A 26,076-nucleotide genomic window follows, 5' to 3' on the forward strand; every position below is an offset into this window, starting at 1 on the left:
ATGAAAACTATGCAAATTCTCAGCTCGCGCTTTGATAGAATACAAGCGGATTCGGTGGAGGAATATAGGGCTGCAGGCGGTTATGAAGGACTGAAAAAAGCCATCACCATGAAGCCGGAAGATATCATTGAAGAAATTAAGACAGCTCAACTGTTTGGACGGGGGGGTGCTGCCTATCCGACGGGAATTAAATGGGAGCAGGCTTATGCCATTCCACTGGAAAAAGGCCTGAAATACATGGTCTGTAATGCCGACGAAGGTGAACCCGGTACCTTTAAGGATCGGTACATTATGGACAAAGATCCACTGATGCTGATCGAAGGCATGACCATCGGTGCCTATATTTTTGGTGCTCAGGAAGGGTTTATTTACTGCCGGGGAGAATATTCCGCGATTCAGAAAATCTTGAGAAAGGCCATTGAGAATGCTAAAGAAGCCGGTTTCCTTGGGGAAAACATCTTAGGTACCGGATTGAATTTTGATATTCAAGTGATCTCGGGAGCAGGGGCTTATGTTTGTGGGGAAAATACCTCCTTGGTGGAGTCCATTGAAGGAAAAACCGGGCGCCCGCGGCGCAAACCACCCTATATAAAAAATGCCGGCTTAAATATGAAGCCCACGGTGCTGAATAATGTGGAAACCTTCGCTTGCATACCCTGGATTGTTAAAGAGGGTGGGGAAAAGTTTTTGTCTATGGGCACAGAATTCAGCGGCGGGACCAAACTCATGTGTCTCTCCGGCAATGTGGTTCACCGGGGAGTTTATGAAGTTCCCTTTGGAACCACCCTCCGGGAACTGATTGAGGATCTGGGCGGCGGTATCGCCCAGGGCCGTAAACTGAAATTTGTCCATTTAGGCGGCTCCAGCGGTTCTTGCTTTCCCGGGAGTTTGCTGGATACGAAGATTTGCTATAAGGACTTAAGGGATCATGGCTTATCTCTTGGTTCAGGAGCAGTACTGGTTGTTGACGATACTCATTGTGTGGTGGATTACCTCAAGGCCGTCATGGAGTTTTTTGAAGAGGAATCCTGCGGAAAATGCACTCCTTGCCGGGAAGGAAACCAAAGAATGGTGGAGATCCTGGAAAAGCTGGGGGAAGGCCGGGCAACGATGGAAGATCTCCAGCGTCTTAAGAGCTTAGCCCAAACCATGAAAAACACCAGCTTTTGCGGTTTAGGGCAGAGTGCTCCAGTCCCTGTTACCACATTACTCAAACATTTTACCGATGAATTCGAAGCTCATGTTCAAGGTCAATGTCCAAGCGGAAAATGCAGCATGCATGGAGCAAGGGGGTAAATAGGGTGGATAAGATTAACTTAAAGATTGACGGAATTCAGGTATCCGTTCCTAAAGGAACGACCATCTTACAAGCTGCCAAGGAATATAAAGTCAATATCCCGACCCTTTGCTTTATGCAAGGAGTCCATGAACCAGGCTCTTGCCGCATCTGTGTAGTAGAAGTTGAAGGATGGAGAGGCCTTCAGCCTGCCTGTGTCACGAAGGTCGAGGAAGGAATCGTGGTGAAGACCGCCGGCAAGCTCGTCAGGGAAACCCGCAAAGAGCTTCTGGAGCTTATTTTAGCTAACCACAACCGGGAATGCTTATCCTGTGCGAGAAATCAGAAGTGTGAACTCCAGAAGCTTGCCGAGGACTTCGGCGTAAGCTCTGTTTCTTATGAGAAAAAAGCTGCCCGTGCGGAGATGGATGAGTGGGGACCGATCGTCAGAGACTCCAGCAAATGCATACTGTGCGGTCGCTGCGTCAGTATATGTTCCAATACCCAAAAGGTCAATGCCATAGAAATAGCCCAGAGGGGCGCCCATACTACAGTGACCACTCCCTACGAGGAAGCCCTTTCCGGCCGCAGCTGCATTAACTGTGGACAATGTATTAAGATTTGCCCGGTAGGAGCTCTCCAGGAGAGGGACGATTCGGATAAAGTGTGGAGCGCCTTGGAAGATCCTGAACTCCATGTGGTGGTGCAGACAGCTCCAGCCGTGCGGGTAGCCTTGGGCGAAGAGTTCGGCCTGCCGGTGGGAATCAATGTCCGGGGAAAAATGGTGACCGCCCTGAGACGTTTGGGTTTTGACAAAGTTTTTGATACCACCTTTAGTGCCGACCTGACCATTATGGAGGAAGGGACAGAACTTCTTCAGCGGATTCAGCAAGGAGGCAAACTCCCACTGATTACATCCTGCTCTCCAGGCTGGGTGAAATTCTGCGAGCATAACTTTACAGATTTTCTCGATAATCTATCCAGCTGCAAATCTCCTCAGCAGATGTTCGGGGCTGTGGCTAAGTCATACTATCCGCAAAAAGCTGGTCTTGATCCCAAGAAAATCTTTGTAGTCTCTGTCATGCCTTGTACTGCCAAGAAGTACGAAGCAGATCGGGAAGAGATGATGGTTCAGGGCCGCAAAGATGTGGATGCGGTGATCACTACACGGGAACTGGCCAAAATGATTAAACAAGCGGGAATCAATTTTAATGACTTAGAAGATAGCGGATATGATGAGCTTTTAGGTACATCCACCGGCGCTGGGGTCATCTTTGCCAATACGGGAGGAGTCATGGAGGCTGCCCTGCGGACGGTGGCGGATATTCTGACAGGACAAGATTTAGAAGCCATTGAATATAGTGCGGTCCGAGGATTTGAAGGCATTAAAGAGGCAACAGTGCATATCGATGGCTTGGAGATTAAAGCCGCTGTTGTCCATGGTACCGGCAACGCTGCCCAGCTTTTGGATCGGATTCGCGAGGGTACTGCGAACTATCATTTTATTGAAGTGATGGGGTGCCCGGGAGGATGCATCAATGGCGGCGGCCAACCGATTCTTATGGATAAGTCCAGGACCCAGGAAGTCAACCGGTTAAGAGCAGCCGGCATTTATGCCCTGGACCGCCAGGCTGTCAAACGGAAATCCCATGAAAACCCTGAGATAAAAAAGATCTACGAAGAGTATCTGGAAAAACCAGGAAGTCATAGATCCCATGAGCTGCTGCATACTCATTATGTTGCACGGAGTTAGTTCAATAAGGTAAGAAGTAGGTAGGAAGTCGATATAAAAAGATACTCCGCACTATCGATGTAAGATAGTCGGAGTACCTTTTTTTATTCCAGCAGCTCTGCGTGATCAAACCAATTTCCTATGACCCGGGGGCTTACAACTTGGCATAATTTCTCAAGATAGTGTTCTTTCTTATCGACCACAATCCATTCCTTGGATCCCTGGCAAAATATAATCCGTCCGGTTTGTGAACTGGAGGGGAGGTCCGAATTTTCTTTGGAGATAAAAGAGATGATGTCGTTGCAGTAGATCTTTTTACGAGGTTCCTCATGGTCCCAAAACCCTGTAAACGCCATAATCTCTATGCCATAACAAGTCACCACATCTTCTTCCCAATCATGTTCATAATGGTTGGACAGACAATTCAGCCGATAGTGTATGCCGTCTTCTGTAATATGAACGGGATAAACAGTATGTCCTATGTTCAGCAAAGATCTGGGCAGCCATAAATCCTGATTATAGATCAGGTTCTTCTCTCTTTTGTCGTAGGCACGAAACTCCGGTATACTCATAAAAATTCCCTCCCTACTACTAAAACCTTTTTCTAAATTCAGTATAATCCCAAATGACTAATTCGTCTATATATTCCTTCAATTCTTGAAATAAGCACTCTGAACTAAAGGAGTGCAGGGAAGGAGGTTATGATTGCATGCCAACTAGTTCGAAAATTTGGAATATTATAATAATTAGGTTGACGTACCCCTTTTCCCGTATTAAGATAAATTTAACATATTAAAACTATTACCAGATATTTAAATAAATTGTCCATAAGAGTTTCATTATTTAAGTCTGCTGGCTATAAAGTGCACGAATTGACTCAATAGTCAAAATGCCCTAGCATTCAAAGCACTTGAGATGAGGAGTCCGGAGTCCAAAATTTCAAGGTGAAGTACGCCTCGAAATTGTGACCAGATATTAGTTTTGATCATAAAACTTTGGAGGAGGTGAAGAACTATCGGGCTAATTTACAGATAGTCTTGTCCTCTTGGGAAGAGTTATTAGACAGAATTGCGGAGGGAAATATTGAGGAGAAAAGAGGTTAGAGCATGAGCAATGAGGTAAGTTTAAGAAGAACAGAATCGGGTTCTTACCATTTTCTGATTCGTCGTGTCCATTCTCTTTTGGGGCTGTTGCCCATCGGTATCTTTCTAATATTCCATATGTTTTTAAACCTTTCTGCACGTTTCGGTCCGGAGCAATACGATAAGGTGATCCAGACCATGCAGAGTGTTCCAGGAATTTTCCTGATTGAGATAATCGTGATCTTTGTTCCGATTATTTTTCATGCTGTTTATGGCAGCTGGGTGGTTTACACCGGTCAAAGCAATGTCCTGCGCTATCAATACGCACGGAACTGGTTCTATATTATCCAGCGGATTTCCGGTATTTATACCTTGATTTTCGTGATCATTCATGTTTTGGCTCTTCGCTTTGGGGAAGCCAACTTTGCAGGAATGCAAAATGCCATCGCCAATCCCTGGGGGCTTATTTTTTATGTGCTTGGAATTGTCCTGGCCATCTTCCACTTTACCAACGGCCTATGGGCTTTCGCCATCACCTGGGGTATTACTGTGGGTCCCAGGGCACAGCAGATCTGGACCTATGCATGTTTTGCTGTCTTTGTTCTCATGACTGTTATTGGGCTTCTTGATCTGACCTCCTTTATGTAAAAAGAAAGTTTCCTCGATAGATTTTCATAGTGGAACAAAAGTGAGAGGTGAAGAAGATGAGCAGAGTCATCGTGGTAGGCGGAGGACTGGCGGGTCTGATGGCTGCCATTAAGATAGCTGAAGAAGGAACACCGGTGGATTTATTCTCTTTGGTACCGGTGAAGCGCTCCCATTCCGTATGCGCTCAAGGAGGAATCAACGGAGCGGTCAACACAAAAGGTGAGGGAGACTCACCTTGGGAGCATTTCGATGATTCGGTCTATGGAGGGGATTTTCTGGCCAATCAGCCCCCAGTCAAAGCTATGTGTGATGCGGCACCGGGCATTATTCATCTCATGGACCGCATGGGGGTTATGTTTAACCGGACACCGGAAGGGCTTTTGGATTTCCGGCGTTTCGGCGGGACCAAGCACCACCGTACCGCCTTTGCCGGAGCCACCACAGGGCAGCAGCTTCTCTATGCCCTGGATGAGCAAGTCCGTCGTTTTGAAGTGGCCGGATTAGTAACAAAATATGAAGGTTGGGAGATGCTCTCTGCTGTTATTGATGAGGGCGTTTGCAAGGGAATAGTCGCCCAGAACCTTTACGATATGGGCATTAACAGCTTTCCCGCCGATGCCGTCATCGTGGCTGCCGGAGGGTGCGGCATGATCTTCGGCAAGAGCACCAACTCCACCATTAATACAGGCTCGGTGGCCTCAGCCCTCTACCAGCAAGGGGTCAAATATGCCAACGGTGAGTTTATCCAGATTCACCCTACGGCTATCCCGGGAGAAGATAAGCTGCGGCTCATGTCCGAGTCGGCCCGTGGTGAGGGTGGGCGGGTCTGGACCTATAAGGAGGGCAAGCCTTGGTATTTCTTAGAAGAGATGTACCCGGCCTATGGAAACCTGGTCCCTCGGGATATTGCCACCCGGGCCATCTATCATGTGGTCTTTGATTTGGGGCTGGGGGTTAACGGTGAAAACATGGTCTATTTGGATCTCTCCCATAAGGATCCCCATGAACTCCAGGTCAAGCTGGGGGGAATTCTTGAGATCTATGAGAAATTTGTCGGGGATGACCCCAAAAAGGTTCCCATGCGGATTTTCCCGGCGGTTCACTATTCCATGGGCGGAATGTGGGTGGATTATGAGCAAATGACCAATATCCCAGGATTGTTTGCCGCCGGGGAGTGTGAATATCAATACCATGGGGCCAACCGCTTAGGGGCCAATTCCCTGCTCTCGGCCATTTATGGCGGGATGATCGCCGGTCCCAGGTCCCTGGAGTACATTAAGAAAAACAACTTGAAGACCCCCAGTGGGGAAGAGGAAGCCTTTGCCCGTGAACGAAAAGTCCAGGAGGAGCTCTGGAGCAGGATTCTCAATATGAAGGGTGAGGAAAATCCCTACCACATTTATAAAGAACTGGGTGATATTATGACTCAAAATGTCACCGTTATCCGCTATAATAACAAACTGACTGAGACGGATCAAAAGATCCAGGAGCTTATAGAGCGTTGGCAGAGGATCAAACTCATTGATGATGTCCATTGGAGCAATCAGACAGCCCTCTTTATCCGGCAGCTTTGGAATATGCTGGAGCTGGCCCGTGTCATTACCCTGGGGGCCCTTAATCGCAATGAAAGCCGAGGAGCCCATTATAAGCCCGACTATCCGGAGCGGGATGATGCGAATTGGCTGAAGACCACCATTGCCACCTACACACCTGAGGGTCCGCGGTTCAGTTATGAACCTGTGGATGTATCACTCATCACGCCGAGACAGCGGCGTTATGATGTAGAGAAATAGGAGGGATATTCATGTCAGGGCAAAAGATTGTTCGTTTAAAAGTCCGTCGCCAAAATGCTCCGGATCAACCTGCCTTCTGGGAAGAGTTTGCAGTAGTTTATAGTCCCAAAATGAATATCATTTCCTGCTTGATGGAAATTCAAAAGAACCCCGTCAATGCCCAGGGAAAAGCGACCAATCCCGTGGTTTGGGAATGCAACTGTCTTGAAGAAGTCTGCGGTGCCTGTACCATGAATATTAACGGCCAAGCCAGGCAGGCCTGCTCAGCCTTGGTGGATCATTTGGAGCAGCCCATTGTCCTGGAGCCACTCCGGAAATTCCCCATCCTCCGGGATCTTATGGTGGATAGAACCATGATGTTTGTGAATTTAAAGAGGGTCCATGCCTGGATTGATATCGACGGGACCTATGATCTGGGTCCCGGACCCCGTATGGCTGAAGTAGATAGACTATGGGCGTACGAGCTTTCCAAATGCATGACCTGTGGATGCTGCATGGAATCCTGCCCTCAGGTTAATTCCCGTTCCCGATTTATTGGTCCGGCCGCCGTTTCCCAGGCTCGCCTTTTCAATACTCATCCCTCAGGAGCTATGCATAAGCATATTCGTCTATCCGCTCTCATGGGTGATGGAGGGATCACCGACTGCGGCAACGCCCAAAACTGTGTACGGGCCTGTCCCAAGGAGATTCCCTTGACCACCAGTCTTGCCGATATAAATAGAGAGGTCAATAAATTCGCTTTGAAGAGATGGCTGAATAGCTGAAGAAAATGGAAAACAAGCAAATTTTTTATTGCAATCTGCCAATTCAGGTGTTAACATTGAGTTGTAACAACTTATAATAAAATAAAAAGTTGTCAGATTGCGAACTGAATGTTTGTAGTCAAGGCTGAATTTCCCAAAAAGGAAAACGGGGGAACCATAATGGGGGTGAATCACTTTTTAGGAGTTAAACTTCTTGAAGTGACGGAAAGGTATCATTCCGAACCCGGCAGCTAACCTCGTAAGCGTGTGAACCGTTTTAGTGTTTTTTATGCTAAATCAATAGCCAATGTTATGCGCTGCTTCTTCTTGGGCCTGTTCAGGCCCTTTTTCTATGCCTTTTTGCGGATTTCAGCCGGTAAAAAAGGAGGAAGTTGAATGAAAAAGTTACCACTGCTCAAGACTCTGCTGGTGGGGATGCTGGCCTTTAGTGTCTTTGCCTTGGGAGGGTGTGGCTCCACCAAGACAAACGATGGCGGGATGAGTACCCTGGAGAAGGCTAAGGAGAAAGGGGCCGTCACCGTTGGCTTTGCTAATGAAAAACCTTACGCCTACAAAACTGCCGACGGAAAACTCACCGGTGAAGCGGTTGAAATCGCCCGGGCCATCTTAAAAGAGCTGGGGATTAATGAAATGCAGGGGGAGCTTACGGAATTTGCTTCTTTGATTCCCGGTCTCCAGGCCAAACGTTTCGACATGGTTACCGCCGGAATGTTTATTACTCCTGAACGGGCTGAACAGGTGTCCTTTGCCAATCCCGAATACAGTATTGGGGAAGCCATCGCCGTCAAAAAGGGAAATCCTCTCAACTTACATAGCTATGAAGATATCGCCAAGCATGGAACAGCTAAAGTCGCTTTACCTGGAGGGGCCATTGAGTATGATTACCTGGTGGCCAGTGGTGTCCCCAAGGATAGAATTGTGACTGTTCCGGATATGCCGGCTGCTTTGGCGGCATTGCAAGCCGGGCGGGCAGATGTGATTACCGCCACCGGCCCCTCCGTTCAGGCTACCTTGGATACAGCCGCTGATCCCAATCTGGAGCGGGTTATGGACTTCACTCAGCCGGTTATCAATGGTAAAAATGTCAAGGGTTATGGAGCAACCGCATTCCGTCATGAAGACAGTGATTTTCGGAAGGCTTTCAATGCCGAATTGCAAAAGCTGAAAGAATCCGGTGAACTGCAGAAGATCCTTGAATCCTTTGGCTTTACAGAGCAAGAGCTTCCAGGGGACGCGACTGTAGAAGACATTATTAAGTAGGAAGTGATGACCTTGGCCATCTTAGACCTCTTACCGGCACTGTTAAAAGGGCTGGAAATAACCCTCACCATCACTCTTTTGGCAACGCTCCTTGCTTTTGTACTGGCTTTCCTGGCAGGGTTCGGCCGATTGTCCAACTATCCGCTGATCCGATTTCTGACGGCGGTCTATGTAGAAGCCTTCCGGGGCACTTCTCTCCTTGTTCAGCTTTTCTGGATCTACTTTGCTTTACCTATTTTAGGTATCAGCTTGCCTCCCTTGGCGGCCGGTGTCCTGACCTTAGGGTTAAACTGTGGGGCCTATGGTTCCGAAGTGGTGCGCAGTGCTATTTTGGCGGTTCCCAAAGGGCAGACGGAGGCAGGAATCGCCTTAAACTTTAGTCCCTGGCAACGCCTGCGGTGCGTTATCCTGCCTCAGGCTTTTGTCATGATGCTGCCGGGGTTTGGCAATCTGCAGATTGAGCTGCTGAAAAGTACTTCCCTGGTCTCCTTAATTACCTTAGCCGACTTGACCTATCAGGCATCCGTGCTCAATGCTTCCACCATGGAGACGACTTTAATTTACAGCTTGCTGCTTGTAATCTACTTCCTGATTGCCTGGCCTTTGACACGGGGGATTCGCTGGATAGAAACCAGGCTGACCGTAGGGAGGTATTAAAATGTGGAATTGGGATTTTGCCCTCAAAATTTTCCCGGAGATATTTGCGGCACTCAAGATTACCGTGATCGCCACCTTTGCCGGATTTTTTCTAGCCTTGTTTTTAGGGATGTTTCTCACCATTGGCGGGCGATCTTCCTTGAAACCCGTTGCTTACGGCTCAAAAGGTTTTGTCGAGTTTATCCGCAGCACCCCTTTGTTGGTTCAACTCTATTTTATTTTCTATGTGCTGCCCCAAGCCGGGCTGTCCCTGAGTCCCCTCACTGCCGGGATCATTGGCTTAGGGATTCACTACAGCACCTATCTTTCCGAAGTCTACCGCTCGGGAATTGAAGCGGTACCTCAGGGGCAATGGGAGGCGGCCAAAGCTCTCAACTTCAGCCCCTGGCAAGTATGGTCCAAGATTATCATTCCTCAGGCGGTGCCGCTGGTCATCCCGGTGATGGGAAATTATTTGATCACCATGTTTAAAGAGACACCCCTTCTTTCGGCCATTACCTTGGTGGAAATTTTGCAGACAGCCAAAATTATCGGTTCCCATTCCTTTCGGTATCTGGAGGGGTTTACAATTGTAGGATTTTTGTTCTTATTGCTAAGTTATCCCTGTTCACTAATGATTCATCGTTTGGAGATGAGAATGACTAAAAGCGTTCGCTAAGGGGGAATAGGATGAGTGCCCAATTAAAATTGTTAGAGAATACACCGGAGGACACTGTAAATCATCGGTCCAAGGCCGGGAAAAAAGTTAAACAACCTGTAGTGCACTACGAAAAAATCTCCAAAACTTATGGAGATTTGCAGGTTCTAAAAGAAATTGATTTGGATATTGCGCCAGGGGAGAAAGTAGCCTTGATTGGACCCAGCGGCTCGGGAAAAACCACCCTGGCCAGATTGCTAATGACTTTGGAAGAGCCCACTTCCGGAACCATCCAAGTAGATGGGGAGTTGTTATGGCATCAAATGGTCAATGGAAAATTGGTTAAAGCCAATGAAAAACACCTGCATAAAATTCGCAATAAGATCGGTATGGTCTTTCAGCATTTTAATCTTTTTCCTCATATGACCATTTTGAGGAATGTGACAGCCGCTCCTATCCATGTACTGGGGATGACCCGGGATGATGCTGAGAAGCAGGCCGTCACGATGCTTGAGAAAGTGGGCCTGGGTGATAAGCTCGATGCCTATCCCGCCCAACTGTCCGGCGGGCAGAAACAACGGGTGGCTATCGCCAGGGCCTTAGTCATGCGTCCCAAAATTATGTTGTTTGATGAGCCGACCTCCGCTTTGGATCCGGAGCTGGTGGGTGAAGTGCTGGAAGTAATCAAAGAGATTGCCCATGAAGGGGAGATGGCTATGCTCCTTATCACCCACGAGATGGATTTTGCCAGGGATGTGGCGGACCGGGTGGTCTTCTTTGATGAAGGGCACATAATTGAACAAGGACCGCCCCGGGAAATCTTCCATAATCCTCAGAGCACCCGCTTGCAGAACTTTTTAAGCCGCTTCCGGGGAAGGTGAATAACCTATACAAAAAACAGGCCCCACTTTGTGAGGCCTGTTTTTTGTATGGTTTCTTTAACAGGTCGGATTCGGAAGATTAACTTTCAACGGCATCGGAAGTATCCTCTGCAGGCAGATGAACTCTTGAGCCGATAATGGCAGCAATGATTTTTTCCGGATCATCAAATAGTGTTATTGAAGGCTTAACCATAAGATCTCCCACAGTGAATTTCTCTCCCAAGGGCTTGTCGGCAACATCTATAGCAATATACTCAGGCATATCGACACTAGGGCCGGAAAGCTCGATTTCAGAAACATAGGGCTGTAGGATGAGCCTTTTTTCATTGAGGCTTTCAGTCCCGTTGAATATAATCGGAACCTTCATCTTCACAACCTGATCATCTTCCACCACTTGCATAGCAATATGAATGGTTTTGCCTATAGTAATGTCTTTTTGAATCTCTTGGACGAAACACTGCTTGATCTCATCTCCGACTTGCACAGAGATTTTGGCTTTTTGGGAACGTCCCTGCAGTGCCTTATTAAGCTTCTTCTCATCAAATTTCACACTGATGGAGTCCATACTTTTACCGTAGATTACCCCCGGTACAAAACCTTTACTTCGGACTTCCTTGGGCTTTTCTTTCCTTTCGATAGCCTGAATTGCAGTTTCGCTCATCTGTTTGACCCTCCATTCTTGTACTCTACGCCTCTACGCCGCCGGCTTCGATGTCCTGGATTTTTACTTAGAAGGAGCGGATAGAGTTGTTTCTCATTTCACAATCATAGGACTCAACAGGTTTTGGTATACTATTCCTCTTTTGCGTTATACCTCATGAAATCCTCTTCCAGCTGCAGAAGTCTTTTGAGTCCTAATAATATTTACTTTATAACTTTACTATTGGAAAGTCAAAGCCCAGGAGTTCCCGCAATCTAAGGGAAAAGCAACTTACAACTCGAAAGGTAAGGGAAAGTTGTCTTTTCGCCAAAATGCTCCTGAGACCTACTGTTTAGGCATAGTCAGGGCCCAATGTAAAGACTATCCCTAAAATTCCTTAGGAATACCACTATTAAGGAATAATGCCAAGCACCTTCTCCATAAGTTTTTTTAAGGGTGGGATGACATCCGGCCCAAGGTATGGGAAGGGAGAAGAGCCATGAGGAGAATGAGAAGGTTTAAACATCATAGACGGTGGAATAAGGGTTGGATGGCTGTATCGGTGCTCTTGCTGGCGCTTATTGTGACAGGCGGCTTAGTATGGAAGTATAATCAAAAGGATGAAACGATCTGGAGTTGGACCATTGGCAATCAGGTTGTCCTCATCGACGCCGGACATGGCGGTGTTGACCCGGGGGCCGTAGGGAAAGTCAGCTTGGAAAAGGATATCACCTTAAATATTGCCAAGCACCTGCAGATCTTTATTCAACAGGCTGGAGGAAAGCCTGTCATGGTTCGGAAGACCGATGTGGATCTGGGAACTTCTGAGGGCCTGGCCAAAAGAAAAAGGGAAGACCTGGCCCAAAGAATCCAACTGGCTAAGGATTACGAGGCCGATGTTTACTTAAGCATTCATGTGAACAGCTCCCCCAACCACTCCTTAACCGGACCCCAAGTCTTTTACCATGAGGGTTCACCAGAAGGAAAGCTGCTCGCTGAGACCATACAAGCGGAGTTAAATAAGCTGGCCGGTACCAAACGAGTGGCCAAAGCCGACCAGGATTTGTTTATTCTAAAGAGGGCTGAACAAGCCGCAGTGACTGTGGAAGTGGGCTTTCTGTCCAATCTTCTGGAAGAACAAAAATTAAACGAAACAGACTATCAGCATCAACTGAGTGTAGCCATTTATCAAGGTCTTTCTGAGTATTGCCGTAGATTGCAAAAGGACGGAATCCCTACAGTGGATATGAATTAATGCTAATGAATAAAAAAATCCTCGGGTTCGCCCCGAGGATTTTTCTTTAATGAATAATGTAGCAATTGGGTAAAGCTTTCTGTATCGAAGAGAAATCATATTGACTGATTGCGGCAGAGCCAATCTCAAGAAGTTTCAAATTTGTCAGGTGTGACAGCGTGTTTCAATCATTGAGAGTGCCTTGATAGTTTAGGTTTCTTAGTTTTGGCAACTCCGTTAAAGGTGATAGATCATCGATATGATCAGAATGGATTGCAAGGGAGACCAGGCCGGTTAAGTTTTCTATTCCGGATAAATCTTTACAGCCTTTGTCGATGTATAGATCTGGAATGTTTTTAACGTCATTTTTATAAATCTCTGCTGTCGGTTTATAAATAAGCTTCCGAACTGCTTGCTCTAAAACGGGGTCCTTAAAAGTTATGGCTGTGTTATCTACTATATTCTCTTCTGATCCAGGCTCTGGGGGCATATTGCCGATATTGATTGATGTCTTGACACCGGTGGCTTTGTCTTCCAAAGAAACAAGAATCGTTTTATCTGAGTCATGAAAATTATAGGTTATCCTAAACTCTCTGTCCGATGGCTTTAAGGTGATCATTGAATTGACAGATGAGCTTGCGCTTAACTCAGAAGCGGGAATTTTTGGCGTTATATCTTTACCTTCTTTATTAAGTATTCGGTAATGCAAGTAAGTAGTGATATTAGGGGATAATTTACCAGTGGGTAAAAAAGATATTTGAGCGATTTCAAGATCCTCATCAGTGTTGTTTTCAGTATTGTTTGCTTCATACCCTGATGGCGAATGAAGATTTAACAGCGCTGAGATTTCCATTCCTTTTTGGTGAGCCAAAGTAACCAGGACTTGCTCATCATTATCAGAGAAATCATAAGTTATGGTGCCGGTACCGGTTTCCGGCTCCAGGCTTACGTCAGCATGGGTAGAATTAATGATAGCTGTTGCCTTCAGATCTTCCGAGGGAATGGTCTTGGTGATATTTGTATAATAATGATCCAACAGTTTATACTGGAAAGTTGCTGTACCTGTCTCGGTTTTTACCAGATCACTTGAAACGAAATCAACTCTGGATATTGCCGAAGGGGTTGTCACTTGCGAAGCTGGAACCGGATCTAGTCCAAGAGTGTTTAAAACGGCGGTAACTCCTGTGAGTTTATCTCTTAGAGTAGTTTTGATAAACTGGTCTGTATCTAAGGTATCAAAAGCAATGGTGCCGGTACCTGTGGCAGGGTCGAGGGTGATCTCGGAACCCGGGGCCGAAAAGGCTTCGATCTGAGAAGCAGGAATTTTAGAAGTAATATCATCGATGAAATTGATGACATTGTAGCGAAATGTGGCGGAATTTGCTCCGGAACTCGTTAGGCTATCGGTAAGAATATGAAGTTCATCAACTCTTTTCAGGGATTCTTCATCGGAATTGCCGACAATTAAAGTTTTTGTATCACTGTAGCTATATCTAGGCATTAAATGAACCTTAACATATTTGTCCGATTGGGAAAAATTATAGGTTAATGTACAGGTTCCTGTTTGAGGATCTAGGCTTACCTGTGGGATTCTCCCCGAAGAGCCCCAACCGCTTTCTGAAAGATTCACGTCTACAAATAAATCAGAAACCGGAAATTCACTGGTTATGTCCTTGCCATTGATATCAAAGAGTTTGTAGTGGAAAATGCCTGTGGTTAGGCTGGTCATCTCTAATCGGTCTTCAATAATTTTAGTAGAGTAAACCACAGGCTCTTGCCACCCGGGGACTAATGGTACGGCAGAAACATAAGTAGAGCAAATTAATAGAAATATTAAAGTAAGGATAAAAGATCCTCGAATTCGTTTAAGGAACATATCTCCAACTCTCCTTATTTTTAATATCAATAACATTATATTACATATTTGTATAATGTTCTATAGCAACTTAGCCTTGACTAATGTTGCTATGAATTAACGCTAATGAACCGGATTTGCCGAAAAAGAAGGAAATGTTAGGTATTGTCCCGAATAATATTTACTCTATGCTTGTCTGCGAAAAATTAGGAGGGAATACCGCATGACTCTTTTACCCGTCCTTTTGTTTATATTAGGAGTGCTTTGTCTTATTTGGGCTGTGAGAATGGGGAATTCCTCCGGCAAAACCAGCCCGGAAATACTCACCATCCTTCAAGGTTTAGCCGGAGTAAAAAAGGAGATCAGTAAAGTTCAAAAAGGTCTTCGGGAAGTTGAAACTCAATTAGGAGACCATGAATTGAGGCTGTTTCGCAACGAAAATGTTCAAGAAGATCTTCGTACGGAGGTTAATGCCCAGAAGGTTAGTATTAATCGGTTAACCTCTTCAGCTACAGACGCTTTTGCTCAGGCTCAACCTCAATCTCAACCTCAGACTAAACCCCTGCCCCACCTCTCAACCGATCCTCTAAGCCCAAGTCAAGCTGCAAGTCCATATCATTCTCACTATGATAACAGTAATTCCTTGACCGATTCTCCCCCTCAGATGCTTCCGGAAAAGTATCAATGGGTTTTGGAGCTCCATCAACAAGGCTGGTCTGTAGCGGAAATTGCCGGCCATTTAGCCATAAGCCGGGACGCTGTCACTATGGTTCTGCGTACAGCCCCTAAAGGAAAGGGGCTGAAATTATGAAACTATCCCGTTCCTATCTATTAGGACTGGGTTCAGGGCTGATACTCAGCGCTCTTCTGGCCATGGTGATCCCTCCTGTAAGCATTAACTTTGCCGGGAGTTCACCGCCGGAGCAAACCGGCCCCGGCCGTAACACACCGGGCAATGAGAATCAGGGTGAGGTTCCGAGTCAGGGTGAAGGTGAAAACAAGGATGGTAATAATCAAGGCCTCCCTGAAAATCCAGTAAAGCCTGATGAGACGGGAGAAAACCCTGTACAGAATCCGGATACGAATTCAAGAAACCCTTCAAGTGCCGATGCTGAGAACGATAAGCCCACCCAAACCTTTGTCATTCCCTCAGGGTCTACGGCAGATAAAATTTCTGACCTTCTGCTTGCCGAAGGATGGATATCCTCGAAAGAAGAATTTTTGAATTTAGTTAAGCAGAAAAATCTCGCCGGCCGTTTTCGAGCAGGAAGTTTTGAGCTCTCTGAAGGTATGGATACAGAAGAGATTTTGAAAAAGTTAATCCCTAAGCAGTAAGAGAAGGAATTGCTCTTGCTGCTTTTCTGTATATAAAACCTTCTTCTTTGAAAAGTTAATAGAAGAATTAAAATGAAAGAAGGGGTTGTCGATGGAAAGAAGAAAGGTACGCATCATTGGAGTACCTATCGACTTAGGAGCGGATCGGAGAGGAGTGGATATGGGACCCAGTGCCATTCGCTATGCAGGGCTCCATGAACGTTTAAAAAAGTTGGGCTGGGAAGTGGAGGATGTGGGCAATATTGATGTCCCTATCGCCGAGACCCGGGAAATTAAAGATCCTCTGCTCAAATATCTCCCGGAGATTTCAGAAGTCAACGAAAAGCTCTATCCCCTGGTGGCTCAAGCCATTAAGGAGGGAGTGATTCCCTTAGTCATCGGGGGAGATCACAGCTTAGGAATAGGTTCTTTAGCGGGGTGTGCTGCCAGCGGCAAGCAGTTTGGGGTTATTTGGTTCGACACCCATGGCGATTATAACTCCGTGGATACCACTTCCAGCGGCAATATTCATGGAATGCCTTTAGCTGTAGCCAATGGTATTGGGGTTGAGGAGTTAGTCCGCATTGGTGGGGCTGACCGGAAGATCAAGGAAGAGAACACTGTGATCATCGGGGCCAGGGACTTTGATGATGAAGAGCGGGATATGATCCGCCAATCCAAAATTACGGTGTTTTCCATGAGCGATATTGACCGTTTGGGGATGGAAGTAGTGGTTCGTCAAGGGCTGGAGATTGCCAATCAAGGCACTGACGGAGTCCATATCAGCTTTGATCTGGATGTGCTGGATCCCAGTGAAGCTCCTGGTGTTGGAACCCCAGTGCAGGGGGGCATAACCTATCGGGAAGCTCATTTGGCCATGGAGATGGTTGCCGATTGCCAATGCCTGCTGAGTATGGATGTAGTGGAGGTCAACCCCATTCTGGATGTACAAAATAAGACAGCGGAATTAGCCGTGGGCCTCATCGGCTCAGCTTTTGGACAGAAGATTTATCCATGACCAACCAAAATTCCATCTAAAGAAAGTTCAATTGCACAATCCGCGAATACGGCTTAAAATGATAATAATGAAACTTTTTTATGTATTGAAACGTAAAACATAATGAGAGGTAGAAAGAAGAGACAGGAGCTGCTCGTCATTATGGAAGATGCTGAATTAATTCAGCAGGTTCTCAAGGGAAGGCATGAGCAATACGGATTGCTGGTCCAGCGTTATCAAGAACCCTTAATTCATTTTTTGCGTGGGATACTGGGCACTGAGGATGAAGTTTTTGACTGTGCCCAAGAAGCTTTTTTAGCGGCTTATCGGAATCTTTGGCGTTATTCATCCTCCTACACTTTTCGGGCATGGCTCTATGCTATTGCCAGAAATAAGGCCATCGATCTCATGCGCAAGAAAAAGCGGGAAATCCCTTTAAGTATCGATGAAAACCTGGTGGATCATCACGTAGGACCGGAGGAAGCTTATTTAGCCAAAGAGCAGGCCTTGGATGTTCAAGCCATCCTGGAAGAATTGCCCGAGCATTACCGGCAAGCTCTCTATCTGCGCTATCAACAAGAGCTAAGTTATGAAGAGATAAGCACAGTGTTAAATATTCCGATCAGCTCAGTAAAGACTCACCTCCATCGCGGCAAAGAGAAACTTCGCCAAATCATGGAAAGGAGGAATGGCTATGAAGGAAATGGATGATATCCTCAAGTCGGTATTTCATGATAAGCCGATAGCTCAAGAGCCCTTACAAGGAATGCGGATGAGGATTATGGACCAGATTCTTGCTGCTCCGGTGGATTTTCGGGAAAAGCGCTTAGCTATGCAACGCAGAAAATGGGGGATTATTTTCTTAAGCGCGTTTTTTGTCCTTTCCTTAAGCCTCTTCCTCATCAATTGGTTTTTGGGATCTTGGCTGGGTGGCGGGTTAAATACGCTTGTTCTGTGGCTTACCGCCAATATTCCCATTCTGGCCTGGTTCCAGGATAGGTGGGTTTGGCTTTTCGATACCCTCACCATTCTCTCGAATCTAAAACTAGGATATCAGTTCCTATGGCAGCAGTATGGTTTAGCTGTGATGGGTATCTTGTTTTCATGGGTCCTCTTTGAAGGAATACGAGATAATAAACTGAAGAGAAAAGTATTTAATGGGAATTCCTAAAGAGATGGAGTTGTATCAATGGACGCCCTTAAGATGTTCTTTAGAGATCAAGCCCGTATCGTCTGGAAAGAAGCTTGGGAAGCAGCACGCCTAATTGGCGAGAATCCGGAGCTTGGGTATCAAGAATATTTTGCGGTGGAGACCTTAACCCAGCTGCTTAAAAGCCATGGATTTGAGGTTGAACAGCCGGCAGCCGGTTTAGAGACGGCATTTATCGCCCGCTTCTCGGGCTATAAGCCTGGTCCACGGCTTGCTTTTCTTGCCGAGTACGATGCTTTGCCGGGAATCGGTCATGGCTGCGGGCATAATTTGATCGGGGCGGCCAGCGTGGGAGCAGCCATCACTTTAAGCAAAAGTCTTGAATTGCCCGGTGAGATCTGGGTCGTGGGAAGTCCTGCCGAGGAAACCAGCGGCGGAAAGGTTATATTAGTGAATAAAGGGGCCTTTCAAGGGGTGGATGCAGCTCTTATGTTTCATCCTGGCAGCCAGAATGTTACAAGCATCTCCTCTTTAGCCTTGGATGCTCTGGAATTTGTTTTTATAGGAAGACCTGCCCATGCCGTAGCCGCTGCTTATTATGGTGTGAATGCCTTAGACGCCCTGATTGATTTTTATAATAAGATAAACCAGTTAAAGGATAATCTCCCCCACGATGCTTATATTAATGGAATTATCACAGAAGGCGGTACCTCACCTAATGTGATACCGGAACGGGCGGTAGCAAGATTTTATCTGCGGGCACGCCAGAGGAAGGTATTGAATACCATTCGAAAACAGGTCATACGCTGTGCCCAGGATGCGGCAGCCCAGGTCTCGGCCAAAGTCACCTGGAGCATGTTTGAGAACTCCTACGATGAAATGCAGACCAATCGCACCTTAGCCGGAATTTTTGAAGATAACCTGCGGGAATTGGGAGTTCGCAATATCTCTCCTCCCCAATACGCTATGGGTTCTGTGGATATGGGAAATGTCAGCCGGCTTATCCCGGCTATCCATCCTTACTTAACTCTTGGGGGAGGCATGAACATACCTCATACCCGTGATTTTGCCCAGACCTGTCTTTCCGCTTCGGGAGAGCGTCTGCTTTTACTGGCTATTCAAGCCTTAGCCCTTACCGGCTGGGATATCTTAAGTGTCCCCAAGCTGTTAAGTCGTGCCAAGCGGGAATTGAAATCCCGGGTCCCTGCGAAATAGTAACACTCCGCGAAAAAAGTCGTTGCTTTTGGGTTGAAGCAGCGGCTTTTTCTTTTACCATGATTTTAGTCAGTATTTTGTCCGGCCTATACGTTATAATGGTTTTAAGAGTCGGATGTTTCAGCAAAGAGAAAGGATGGGGAAGCGTGAGAATTCTACATACTTCAGATTGGCATTTAGGCAAGAATTTAGAGGGCTTGAGCCGGATGGAGGAGCAGGAGCTTTTCCTGAAGGATTTCATAGATATTGTCGAGGAAAAACAGGTGGATTTAGTTATCATCGCCGGAGATGTTTATGATAGTCCCAACCCCCCGGCCAAAGCGGAGAAAATGTTTTATGACACATTAAAAAAATTATCGGCTCATGGTGAGCGGCTTACTTTAGTTATAGCCGGTAATCATGACAACCCGGAACGCTTGGTGGCAGCAGGGCCTTTGGCCAGGGATCATGGGATTATTATGGTGGGAACACCCAAGACCATTGTTGCCCAAGGTGACTATGGCAGACATCAGGTGATCGATTCGGGAGAAGGCTTTGTAGAGGTTGATATCAACGGGGAAAAAGCCGTAATACTTACTGTACCTTATCCCAGTGAAAAAAGGCTCAACGAAGTCCTCTATGATGCCATGGATGAAGAAGAGGAACGATTAAAAATCTATGGGGATAAAATTAAATTGCTCTTCGATAATCTTAGTGAAAAATTTCGAGAAGACACGATTAATATTGTGGTGTCCCATCTCTTTGCTACGGGAAGCGAAGAGTCAGGCTCAGAACGAAGCATCCAATTGGGGGGAAGCTTTATTGTTGACGGCAGCTGCTTTCCCAAGGCAGCCCAATATATTGCCCTGGGTCATATACATAAGCCTCAAATCGTCCAGGGAACGGACAAAAGAGCACGCTATGCCGGTTCTCCCATTCATTACAATAAAAAAGAGATCCATTTTGCTAAGAAATGCTTCATTGTGGATTTGAAGCCTCAAAAGGAGTACACTCTCGAAGAGGTCGACTTTAAAGTGTACAAGCCGATTGAAATCTGGAAGTGTGAAAGCATTGAGTGGGCTCTGGAGGAATGTGAAAAGAATAAAGACAGGGAGTGCTGGGTGTACCTGGAAGTCAATACGGACCGCTATATAAGGGAAGATGAGATCAAGCTCATGAGAAGCACCAAGAAAGATATCCTGGAGATTTTACCGATTCTTTCCGAAAGGGAAAATGAGGAATTTGTTCTGGATAGCTTTGCTGATAAGAAAATTGAGGATATCTTCAAGGAATTTTATCTTAAAGAGAGGGCTGTAGAACCTCAACAGGAGATTGTGGATTTGCTGTTATCCATTATCCAGGAACAGGAAGGAGAAGAAACCCATGAGACCCATTAAGCTGAAGATCAAAGGGCTGAATAGCTTTATCGATACCCAGGAAATTGATTTCTCAAGGCTCACCAGCAAAGGCTTATTTGGTATCTTCGGACCCACCGGTAGCGGCAAATCCACCATCCTGGACGGGATCACCCTGGCACTTTATGGCGCAGTAGCCCGGGGAAGTACCAATTATATGAACACCAACTGCGAATCCTTGCAGGTCAGCTATGAGTTTCAGATTGTCGAGAAGGATACCCAAAAGTACCGGGTGGATCGGGAGTTCCGCAGAGATAAAAAGACAGGCAATGTGCGTACCCATTCAGCGAAAGTCCTTCATTTAACCGATGAAGGGGAGATAGTTTTAGAGGAACAGGTCAGGGAAGTTACCAAAAGAAGCGAAGAAATCATCGGCTTGACCCTGGAGGATTTCACCCGGACCGTGGTTCTGCCTCAGGGAAAGTTCAGCGAATTTCTAAGGCTTGAGGGAAGAGACCGGAGAGAGATGCTGGAGAGGCTGTTTAATCTGCAAAAATACGGCGATGAACTGTCCTCCCGCTTAGCTACAAGAATCCGGCAAGAGCTGGACAAAGCCAATATCCTGGAAGGTCAGCTCAAATCCTATGAAGAGTGCAGTGAAGAGCTTCTTGAAGAGAAGAACAAGGAATTAGCTTCCCTTAAGGAACAACTGGCCCAATCCCGGGAAGAATTAAAAAAGGCGGAAGAGGACTTTAACCATGGGAAAGAAGTGTGGGAGCTGCAAGGGGAATTGAACCGGCAGGAAGCTCAAAAGGCTGACCTTAAAAAAGCGGAAGCCGAGATGAAGGAAAGCGAAGTCAAAGCAACACTTGGTGAACGGTCCCTGCGGGTTAAGCCTTATCTGGATCAATATGAAGATACTTTGGGGAAAATCGCAACAACCCAGGAACAAGTGGCCCAATTGGAAAAGGACACTGCAGCTTTAGCCTTGAAGAAAAAAGAAGCTGAGACCCAGTTGGAACAAGCGGGAACTCAAAAAGACAAAGAGCTCCCTGCTTTAAGGCTGCGTGAACAGAATGCAGCCGACGCCATCGAGGAAAAAAAGAAACTGGAGAACCTCATCCAGGAAAAGGGCTCTCTTCAAGAGAATATTGGCCGGCTTGAAAAAGAGCGGGAAGAAAAACAGGGCCGGATCAATAAAGGTGAAGAGTTTATTGCCAAGGTCAATGCCGATATTCAGGATCAAGAGCAAAGGGCGGAAACATTAACGATCGGCCAGGAGTTTAAGCGGAAGATCAATGAAGCCCTTCTCACCCTCAGCCGCTGGGAAGAGGCCGGACAACAGGTCATTAGCTTAGGGGAAGAGGTCAAAACCATCAAAGAACAGCTTCAGGAGGCCCAGGACAAGGGACTGGAATGTTCGCAAGAGCTGGATGCCAAGACAGAGATACTCCAAGGAGTTACTTTAACCCTTCAGAATTTAATAGAAGCTTGCCCGGGAGACTCGGAGACCCTGGTTGCCCTGCAGGAAAAGCTCAATCAGGTTAAGGACCAATGGGCTAAACATCATGAGTATTCTGCCGCGATCAGTCAGGGTGAAAAGGATATCCAGGACCTCTTGCCCAAGCTGAGCACCGCCCAAGAGAAAAAAGCTCAGTTGGTACAGGAAATCACCGAGCTGGAGAACGCTCTTAAGAAAGTGGAAAGGGAAAACCTGGCCCATACATTGCGTTCTGCCTTGATTGAGGGAGAAGCTTGCCCGGTGTGCGGGTCAACCCACCATCAGCTTGAGGCGATAAATACTTTTGATACTTTAAATACCGAGGAGATCCAAGCTGCCTTAAGGGAAAGCAAAGATCAGGATCAAACCTTGTATCAGGAGATCATCAAGACCCAGGAGCAGATCAAGACCCTGGAGAACACCCTGAAAGATGTGAGAGAAAAGGCTGCAGCCATGGGAGAAGAGTACAAGGCCTATGATCCTGATGCTATGCAGAAGGAATTTGAGGCATTAAGGGAAGGAATATCCGGATATACGGCTCAAAAAGGCCAGCTGGAAGCAGAAATCAACCGGCTGACCCAAGAGAAAAACCAGTTGGCTATGAAACTTAATGAACAAAACACCCTTAAAACAGAAAAGACAGCCCAATTGGAGAGCCGGGAGAAGAACCTTGAGCTGGCAAAATCTAAAGTTGAAGCTTATGAGCAGGAACTGGCCGCCCTTAAGGCTGAGCTGGGTATTCAGGACGTTAAGCATGAGCATCAGGAGATCACCGTAAAGGAAAAGGAGAAGGCCGGACTGGAGAGTGAGCTTAAAGTATTAAGAGAAACTTTAAAAAAAGCTCAAGCCAGGAAAGAATGTCTCAGCACAGAACTGTCCGCCCTCAAAGAATCCTTGAAGGAAAGCCTGGGGACACTCAAAGAGAAAGAGAGCTTTATCCAGGATAAGCAGACTGCCATAAAAGCCAAAGTGGGTGAGATCGAGAATTTAGAGGCCTATCAAAAGGAGATCACAGAAAAAATAACCCGGATTGAACAAGCCTACACCCAGGCGGAAACAAGGAAAAACGAGATGGAAAAGCAGTACAATGAGTGTTATATCCGCCTGCAATCGGCTCACAACAGCCGGCAAGGCTTGATGGAAAGAGGCCAAAAAGATAAGGAGTCCCTGGATAAGGTTTTGCAGGAGGAGCAGATCAAGGATAGTGAGGAAGCGAAGAGCCATCTGTTGGATAAAACTGAGATCGAGAAACTCAAAAGGAAGGTCAAGGACTACCAGGATTCCTTAATACAGCTCCTTGGGGCTATCGGGAACTTGCAGACGAAACTTGGGGTCAGAAGCTTGAGCGCCGAACAATGGGAGCAGATTCAAAGGGCCAGGGAAGAAAAAGATACCCTCTTCAAAGCACTGGAGGAAAGTAAGATTACGATCGAAACCCATGTAAAAACCATGAAGGAGAATTTGGTCAAGAAAAAAGACCTCCTCAAGACTCAAGCAGAGCTGGAACGTCAACTGGGCCTTTTGCGGGATCTGGAGAAATTATTCAGAGGGAAGCGATTCGTTGAATTTGTAGCGGCCCACCAGCTGAAATACGTCTCCATTGAAGCCGGTAAGCGACTCAAGGATATTACCGGAGGAAACTATGGCCTGGAAGTGGATCCAAACGGAAAATTCCTGATCCGGGATTATAAGAACGGCGGAGCTCAACGGGATGCCAGTACCTTATCCGGAGGGGAGACCTTTCTGGCCTCCTTATCCCTGGCCCTGGCCCTATCCGCACAAATCCAGCTCAAGGGAACGGCACCCCTGGAGTTATTCTTCCTGGATGAGGGCTTCGGAACCCTGGATGACAACCTCCTGGAGGTGGTGATGGATTCTTTGGAAAGGCTCCATCATGACCGGTTATCCGTGGGCATCATCAGCCATGTGGAATCGATTAAGAACAGAGTGCCGGTTAAGCTCATGGTTACCCCGGCCCAAGCCGGGATGGGAGGGAGCAAGGTTGCCATCGAAGTCAGTTGAATAGAATAATATCATGCGGCCATAGGCCCCCAATGAGAGGTAAACAGTAAAAAACATGGACGTGAAAAGGCGGAACAACAAGAAAAAGCCTGAGTAGCGAAAGGAATGCTTACTTTGACACGTCTAAAGAAAGGGGGTACTCTTGTATTAATGAAATGGGGGATAGCATGAAAAATAAGCTGAGTATTTTTGCTCTCTGCGCAGCCCTTTTAATGAGCGGATGCGGCATCAGCACGACGGCTTCCGGCGGCAATGCCCAACCCGACCATAAGGTTAATCCTACGCAAACAGTAGTCAATCTGGAAAGGGTTCATATGAATAGCCTTGCGACATCGCAATACCCCTATACTGTACAGGAGTTTGATGTTGGCACAGGCACCTATGTATCCCCTGCAGGCAAAAAGATGCCTTATCACCTCAATGGTATAATCGGTGTTCCTGAGGGCTCGGGACCCTTCCCTCTGGTGCTCATTACCCACGGCTCTCATTCAAATGATAACGAAAACCTTCGCTTTGACACAGGTTATCGCTATTTGGTTGAGGCCCTGGCCGAACAGGGTTTTGTAGTGGTATCCATGGATATGAGCAAAGCTTATACCTGGAAATATGGTGATAATGATGATCGCGAAAAATCCCAATATCTGGCGGCGGAGCATTTAAAGAGTTTGATGCAGGCAGAAAAGGGTGAGCCAAAGGGCTATCCTGTGGAGCTTGCTGGAAAAATTGACTTTGGCAAGATTGGCTTAATCGGACACTCCCGAGGTGGAGAAACTATTTTTGACATTGCCGAGGATATGCAAAACGAAGGAACGCCGGCCCGCGCACTGCTCTGCATTGCACCGACCTTCCTGTTTGCCGACCGTACCTGGCCGGACGCCCAAGTCGCTCTGATTATTCCCGAGTACGATGGAGATGTGATTGGACTGGACGGTTTTGCTCTGTACGACGTACTGGGTGAGAAGACACAAGGAGAGCACCTGGCGGTCTATCTCAAGGGAGCCAATCATAATTATTTTAACAGCAACATTCAGCGTAATGATGGGGGGATGCTGGCTTCAACCATGGATCTCTCGGATCAGCTGGCTCGAGAGGAGCAGGAAGCGTTCTTACAAGCATTTGCGGCAGATTTCTTTTACCTCACCCTGAAAAAGGAGGCATCACTTTTACCTCCTGATAAAGCTCAGCCCGAGACAATGTTCGGCAGGAAGGCCTCGGTGCTCTACAGAAACGCTCAGAGCAGGGTGTTGTTGGCGGCTGGGGATACAGCCGGCTATACCACAGAAAACCTTCAGGCAGAAACAAAGAAAGATGCCTGGTATTTTAAGCAAGACGAGCTATTGGTGGACACCATCACCTTCGGAGAGGGAGCGCAGCAATCCCGACAGCTTTTGAAGCTGGGTTGGGCGGACGCTCCCGGGGTTTTTCAACTAGCCCCATCAGTGACGGACTGGAAGGAATATGCCGCATTGGCTCTCGATCTTGTGGTTGATGCCGCGGATGAAAAGAATAGACATCAGGAATATCAGCGCTTTGCCGTACGCATCACCGACGCTCAGGGCAATAAGGCCAGAGTAAATCTACCCGATCAATTACAGACACTTATGAGAGCACAAGGGGAGCTTGATTTCACACCGGTTTTTGAAGAGAAAATTTACTTTTGGTCGGTTAAGACACCGCTGGCAAGCCTGATACTCCCCCTATCCTCTTTTGAGGGTGTAAATCTCGCTGAAGTTAAATCCTTAGATCTATTGTTTGAAGATACCCCCGCAGGCTCCCTCCTGATCGAATCGGTACGGCTACAGTAGTATCTCGTTTTACTTCACAGACCAGTTAGTGTGAAACTCATAGATTCTTGACAGTTAACAAAGTACTTATTGACAAAAAATCTATGGTTCCATATAATGAAATACAATCTCTTTGCACTGCATTACATTCCGGGATGGAATGAGAAATCAACAGTACAAACTGAGCAGGCGATGCCTTTTTGGCGTGGGGCCGGGCTGCTTTAACGAGCGGCAGCAGATGGATTATCGATACATCTGTGGGACAGTAGTTGTTCCGCAGGTGTTTTTTTATACCCTGAT

Annotated in this window: 22 protein-coding genes and 2 riboswitches; of the genes, 19 read left to right on the forward strand and 3 right to left on the reverse strand. The window is 46.7% G+C overall.

Features of this window, described 5'->3' with window-relative positions:
* On the forward strand, nt 1–1,296 hold the full coding sequence (locus DESPCE1_RS0102980) for an NADH-quinone oxidoreductase subunit F (protein WP_019849420.1): 1,296 nt from the start codon (nt 1–3) through the stop codon (nt 1,294–1,296).
* A 5-nt stretch (nt 1,297–1,301) separates the two neighbouring features.
* Nucleotides 1,302–3,029 (forward strand): NADH-dependent [FeFe] hydrogenase, group A6, encoded by a 1,728-nt coding sequence (locus tag DESPCE1_RS0102985; protein ID WP_019849421.1) that lies wholly within the window; start codon nt 1,302–1,304, stop codon nt 3,027–3,029.
* Nucleotides 3,030–3,112: 83 nt separating this feature from the next.
* Here the strand turns inward: DESPCE1_RS0102985 and DESPCE1_RS0102990 are convergent, their stop codons facing one another.
* A complete protein-coding gene (locus DESPCE1_RS0102990) occupies nt 3,113–3,580 on the reverse strand; it encodes a YopX family protein (RefSeq protein WP_019849422.1) in 468 nt (155 codons plus the stop codon).
* A 534-nt stretch (nt 3,581–4,114) separates the two neighbouring features.
* On the opposite strand from DESPCE1_RS0102990, the gene DESPCE1_RS0102995 reads away from it, so the two are divergent.
* From DESPCE1_RS0102995 to ehuA, 7 genes are all read left to right on the forward strand, one after another.
* Nucleotides 4,115–4,738 carry a succinate dehydrogenase cytochrome b558 subunit gene (locus tag DESPCE1_RS0102995; RefSeq protein WP_014792561.1) on the forward strand — a complete coding sequence of 208 codons (624 nt, stop codon included), beginning with the start codon at nt 4,115–4,117 and terminating at the stop codon, nt 4,736–4,738.
* Nucleotides 4,739–4,794: 56 nt separating this feature from the next.
* On the forward strand, nt 4,795–6,531 hold the full coding sequence (gene sdhA / locus DESPCE1_RS0103000; RefSeq protein ID WP_019849423.1) for a succinate dehydrogenase flavoprotein subunit: 1,737 nt from the start codon (nt 4,795–4,797) through the stop codon (nt 6,529–6,531).
* An 11-nt stretch (nt 6,532–6,542) separates the two neighbouring features.
* A complete protein-coding gene (gene sdhB / locus DESPCE1_RS0103005; protein WP_019849424.1) occupies nt 6,543–7,295 on the forward strand; it encodes a succinate dehydrogenase iron-sulfur subunit in 753 nt (250 codons plus the stop codon).
* A gap of 112 nt (nt 7,296–7,407) precedes the next feature.
* A riboswitch (cyclic di-AMP (ydaO/yuaA leader) is annotated at nt 7,408–7,554 on the forward strand.
* A 116-nt stretch (nt 7,555–7,670) separates the two neighbouring features.
* Nucleotides 7,671–8,555 carry an ectoine/hydroxyectoine ABC transporter substrate-binding protein EhuB gene (gene ehuB, locus DESPCE1_RS0103015; RefSeq protein ID WP_019849426.1) on the forward strand — a complete coding sequence of 295 codons (885 nt, stop codon included), beginning with the start codon at nt 7,671–7,673 and terminating at the stop codon, nt 8,553–8,555.
* Nucleotides 8,556–8,561: 6 nt separating this feature from the next.
* On the forward strand, nt 8,562–9,212 hold the full coding sequence (gene ehuC, locus DESPCE1_RS0103020; RefSeq protein WP_033422377.1) for an ectoine/hydroxyectoine ABC transporter permease subunit EhuC: 651 nt from the start codon (nt 8,562–8,564) through the stop codon (nt 9,210–9,212).
* 1 nt (nt 9,213) lies between these two features.
* Nucleotides 9,214–9,870, forward strand: coding sequence for an ectoine/hydroxyectoine ABC transporter permease subunit EhuD (ehuD, locus tag DESPCE1_RS0103025; RefSeq protein ID WP_019849428.1), 657 nt, complete (start codon nt 9,214–9,216; stop codon nt 9,868–9,870).
* An 11-nt stretch (nt 9,871–9,881) separates the two neighbouring features.
* The gene (ehuA, locus tag DESPCE1_RS0103030) at nt 9,882–10,730 is read left to right on the forward strand and encodes an ectoine/hydroxyectoine ABC transporter ATP-binding protein EhuA (RefSeq protein WP_019849429.1); all 849 of its coding nucleotides are present in this window, start codon (nt 9,882–9,884) and stop codon (nt 10,728–10,730) included.
* A 79-nt stretch (nt 10,731–10,809) separates the two neighbouring features.
* On the opposite strand, the gene DESPCE1_RS0103035 is transcribed toward ehuA, so the two are convergent.
* The gene (locus DESPCE1_RS0103035; protein ID WP_019849430.1) at nt 10,810–11,391 is read right to left on the reverse strand and encodes a 50S ribosomal protein L25; all 582 of its coding nucleotides are present in this window, start codon (nt 11,389–11,391) and stop codon (nt 10,810–10,812) included.
* Nucleotides 11,392–11,869: 478 nt separating this feature from the next.
* On the opposite strand from DESPCE1_RS0103035, the gene DESPCE1_RS0103040 reads away from it, so the two are divergent.
* Complete coding sequence (locus tag DESPCE1_RS0103040; RefSeq protein ID WP_014792569.1) at nt 11,870–12,625, forward strand: N-acetylmuramoyl-L-alanine amidase; 756 nt, start codon at nt 11,870–11,872, stop codon at nt 12,623–12,625.
* Nucleotides 12,626–12,788: 163 nt separating this feature from the next.
* Here DESPCE1_RS0103040 and DESPCE1_RS21695 read toward each other — a convergent pair whose 3' ends face one another.
* Nucleotides 12,789–14,480, reverse strand: a complete 1,692-nt coding sequence (locus tag DESPCE1_RS21695; RefSeq protein ID WP_019849432.1) for a hypothetical protein — start codon at nt 14,478–14,480, stop codon at nt 12,789–12,791.
* 202 nt (nt 14,481–14,682) lie between these two features.
* On the opposite strand from DESPCE1_RS21695, the gene DESPCE1_RS0103050 reads away from it, so the two are divergent.
* From DESPCE1_RS0103050 to DESPCE1_RS0103090, 9 genes are all read left to right on the forward strand, one after another.
* Nucleotides 14,683–15,270, forward strand: a complete 588-nt coding sequence (locus DESPCE1_RS0103050; RefSeq protein WP_019849433.1) for a sigma-70 region 4 domain-containing protein — start codon at nt 14,683–14,685, stop codon at nt 15,268–15,270.
* Entirely contained in the window at nt 15,267–15,794 is a 528-nt protein-coding gene (locus tag DESPCE1_RS0103055; RefSeq protein ID WP_019849434.1) for an endolytic transglycosylase MltG, read from the forward strand. Before DESPCE1_RS0103050 ends, DESPCE1_RS0103055 begins: the two co-directional genes overlap by 4 nt.
* A 91-nt stretch (nt 15,795–15,885) precedes the next feature.
* On the forward strand, nt 15,886–16,791 hold the full coding sequence (gene rocF, locus DESPCE1_RS0103060) for an arginase (protein ID WP_014792573.1): 906 nt from the start codon (nt 15,886–15,888) through the stop codon (nt 16,789–16,791).
* Between the two features lie 141 nt (nt 16,792–16,932).
* Nucleotides 16,933–17,481 (forward strand): RNA polymerase sigma factor, encoded by a 549-nt coding sequence (locus tag DESPCE1_RS0103065; RefSeq protein ID WP_014792574.1) that lies wholly within the window; start codon nt 16,933–16,935, stop codon nt 17,479–17,481.
* Nucleotides 17,465–17,941 carry a hypothetical protein gene (locus tag DESPCE1_RS0103070; RefSeq protein ID WP_019849435.1) on the forward strand — a complete coding sequence of 159 codons (477 nt, stop codon included), beginning with the start codon at nt 17,465–17,467 and terminating at the stop codon, nt 17,939–17,941. Before DESPCE1_RS0103065 ends, DESPCE1_RS0103070 begins: the two co-directional genes overlap by 17 nt.
* Before the next feature lie 18 nt (nt 17,942–17,959).
* On the forward strand, nt 17,960–19,135 hold the full coding sequence (locus tag DESPCE1_RS0103075) for a M20 family metallopeptidase (RefSeq protein ID WP_019849436.1): 1,176 nt from the start codon (nt 17,960–17,962) through the stop codon (nt 19,133–19,135).
* A 146-nt stretch (nt 19,136–19,281) separates the two neighbouring features.
* Nucleotides 19,282–20,511 carry an exonuclease SbcCD subunit D gene (locus DESPCE1_RS0103080; protein ID WP_019849437.1) on the forward strand — a complete coding sequence of 410 codons (1,230 nt, stop codon included), beginning with the start codon at nt 19,282–19,284 and terminating at the stop codon, nt 20,509–20,511.
* On the forward strand, nt 20,498–23,992 hold the full coding sequence (locus DESPCE1_RS0103085; RefSeq protein ID WP_019849438.1) for an SbcC/MukB-like Walker B domain-containing protein: 3,495 nt from the start codon (nt 20,498–20,500) through the stop codon (nt 23,990–23,992). Before DESPCE1_RS0103080 ends, DESPCE1_RS0103085 begins: the two co-directional genes overlap by 14 nt.
* A gap of 167 nt (nt 23,993–24,159) precedes the next feature.
* Nucleotides 24,160–25,797 carry a hypothetical protein gene (locus DESPCE1_RS0103090; RefSeq protein ID WP_019849439.1) on the forward strand — a complete coding sequence of 546 codons (1,638 nt, stop codon included), beginning with the start codon at nt 24,160–24,162 and terminating at the stop codon, nt 25,795–25,797.
* Nucleotides 25,798–25,947: 150 nt separating this feature from the next.
* Nucleotides 25,948–26,044: riboswitch (NiCo riboswitch) on the forward strand.
* Nucleotides 26,045–26,076 lie beyond the last annotated feature (32 nt).

Origin of the sequence: Desulfitobacterium sp. PCE1 (assembly GCF_000384015.1) — a bacterium.
Classification (GTDB): Bacteria; Bacillota; Desulfitobacteriia; order Desulfitobacteriales; family Desulfitobacteriaceae; genus Desulfitobacterium; species Desulfitobacterium dehalogenans.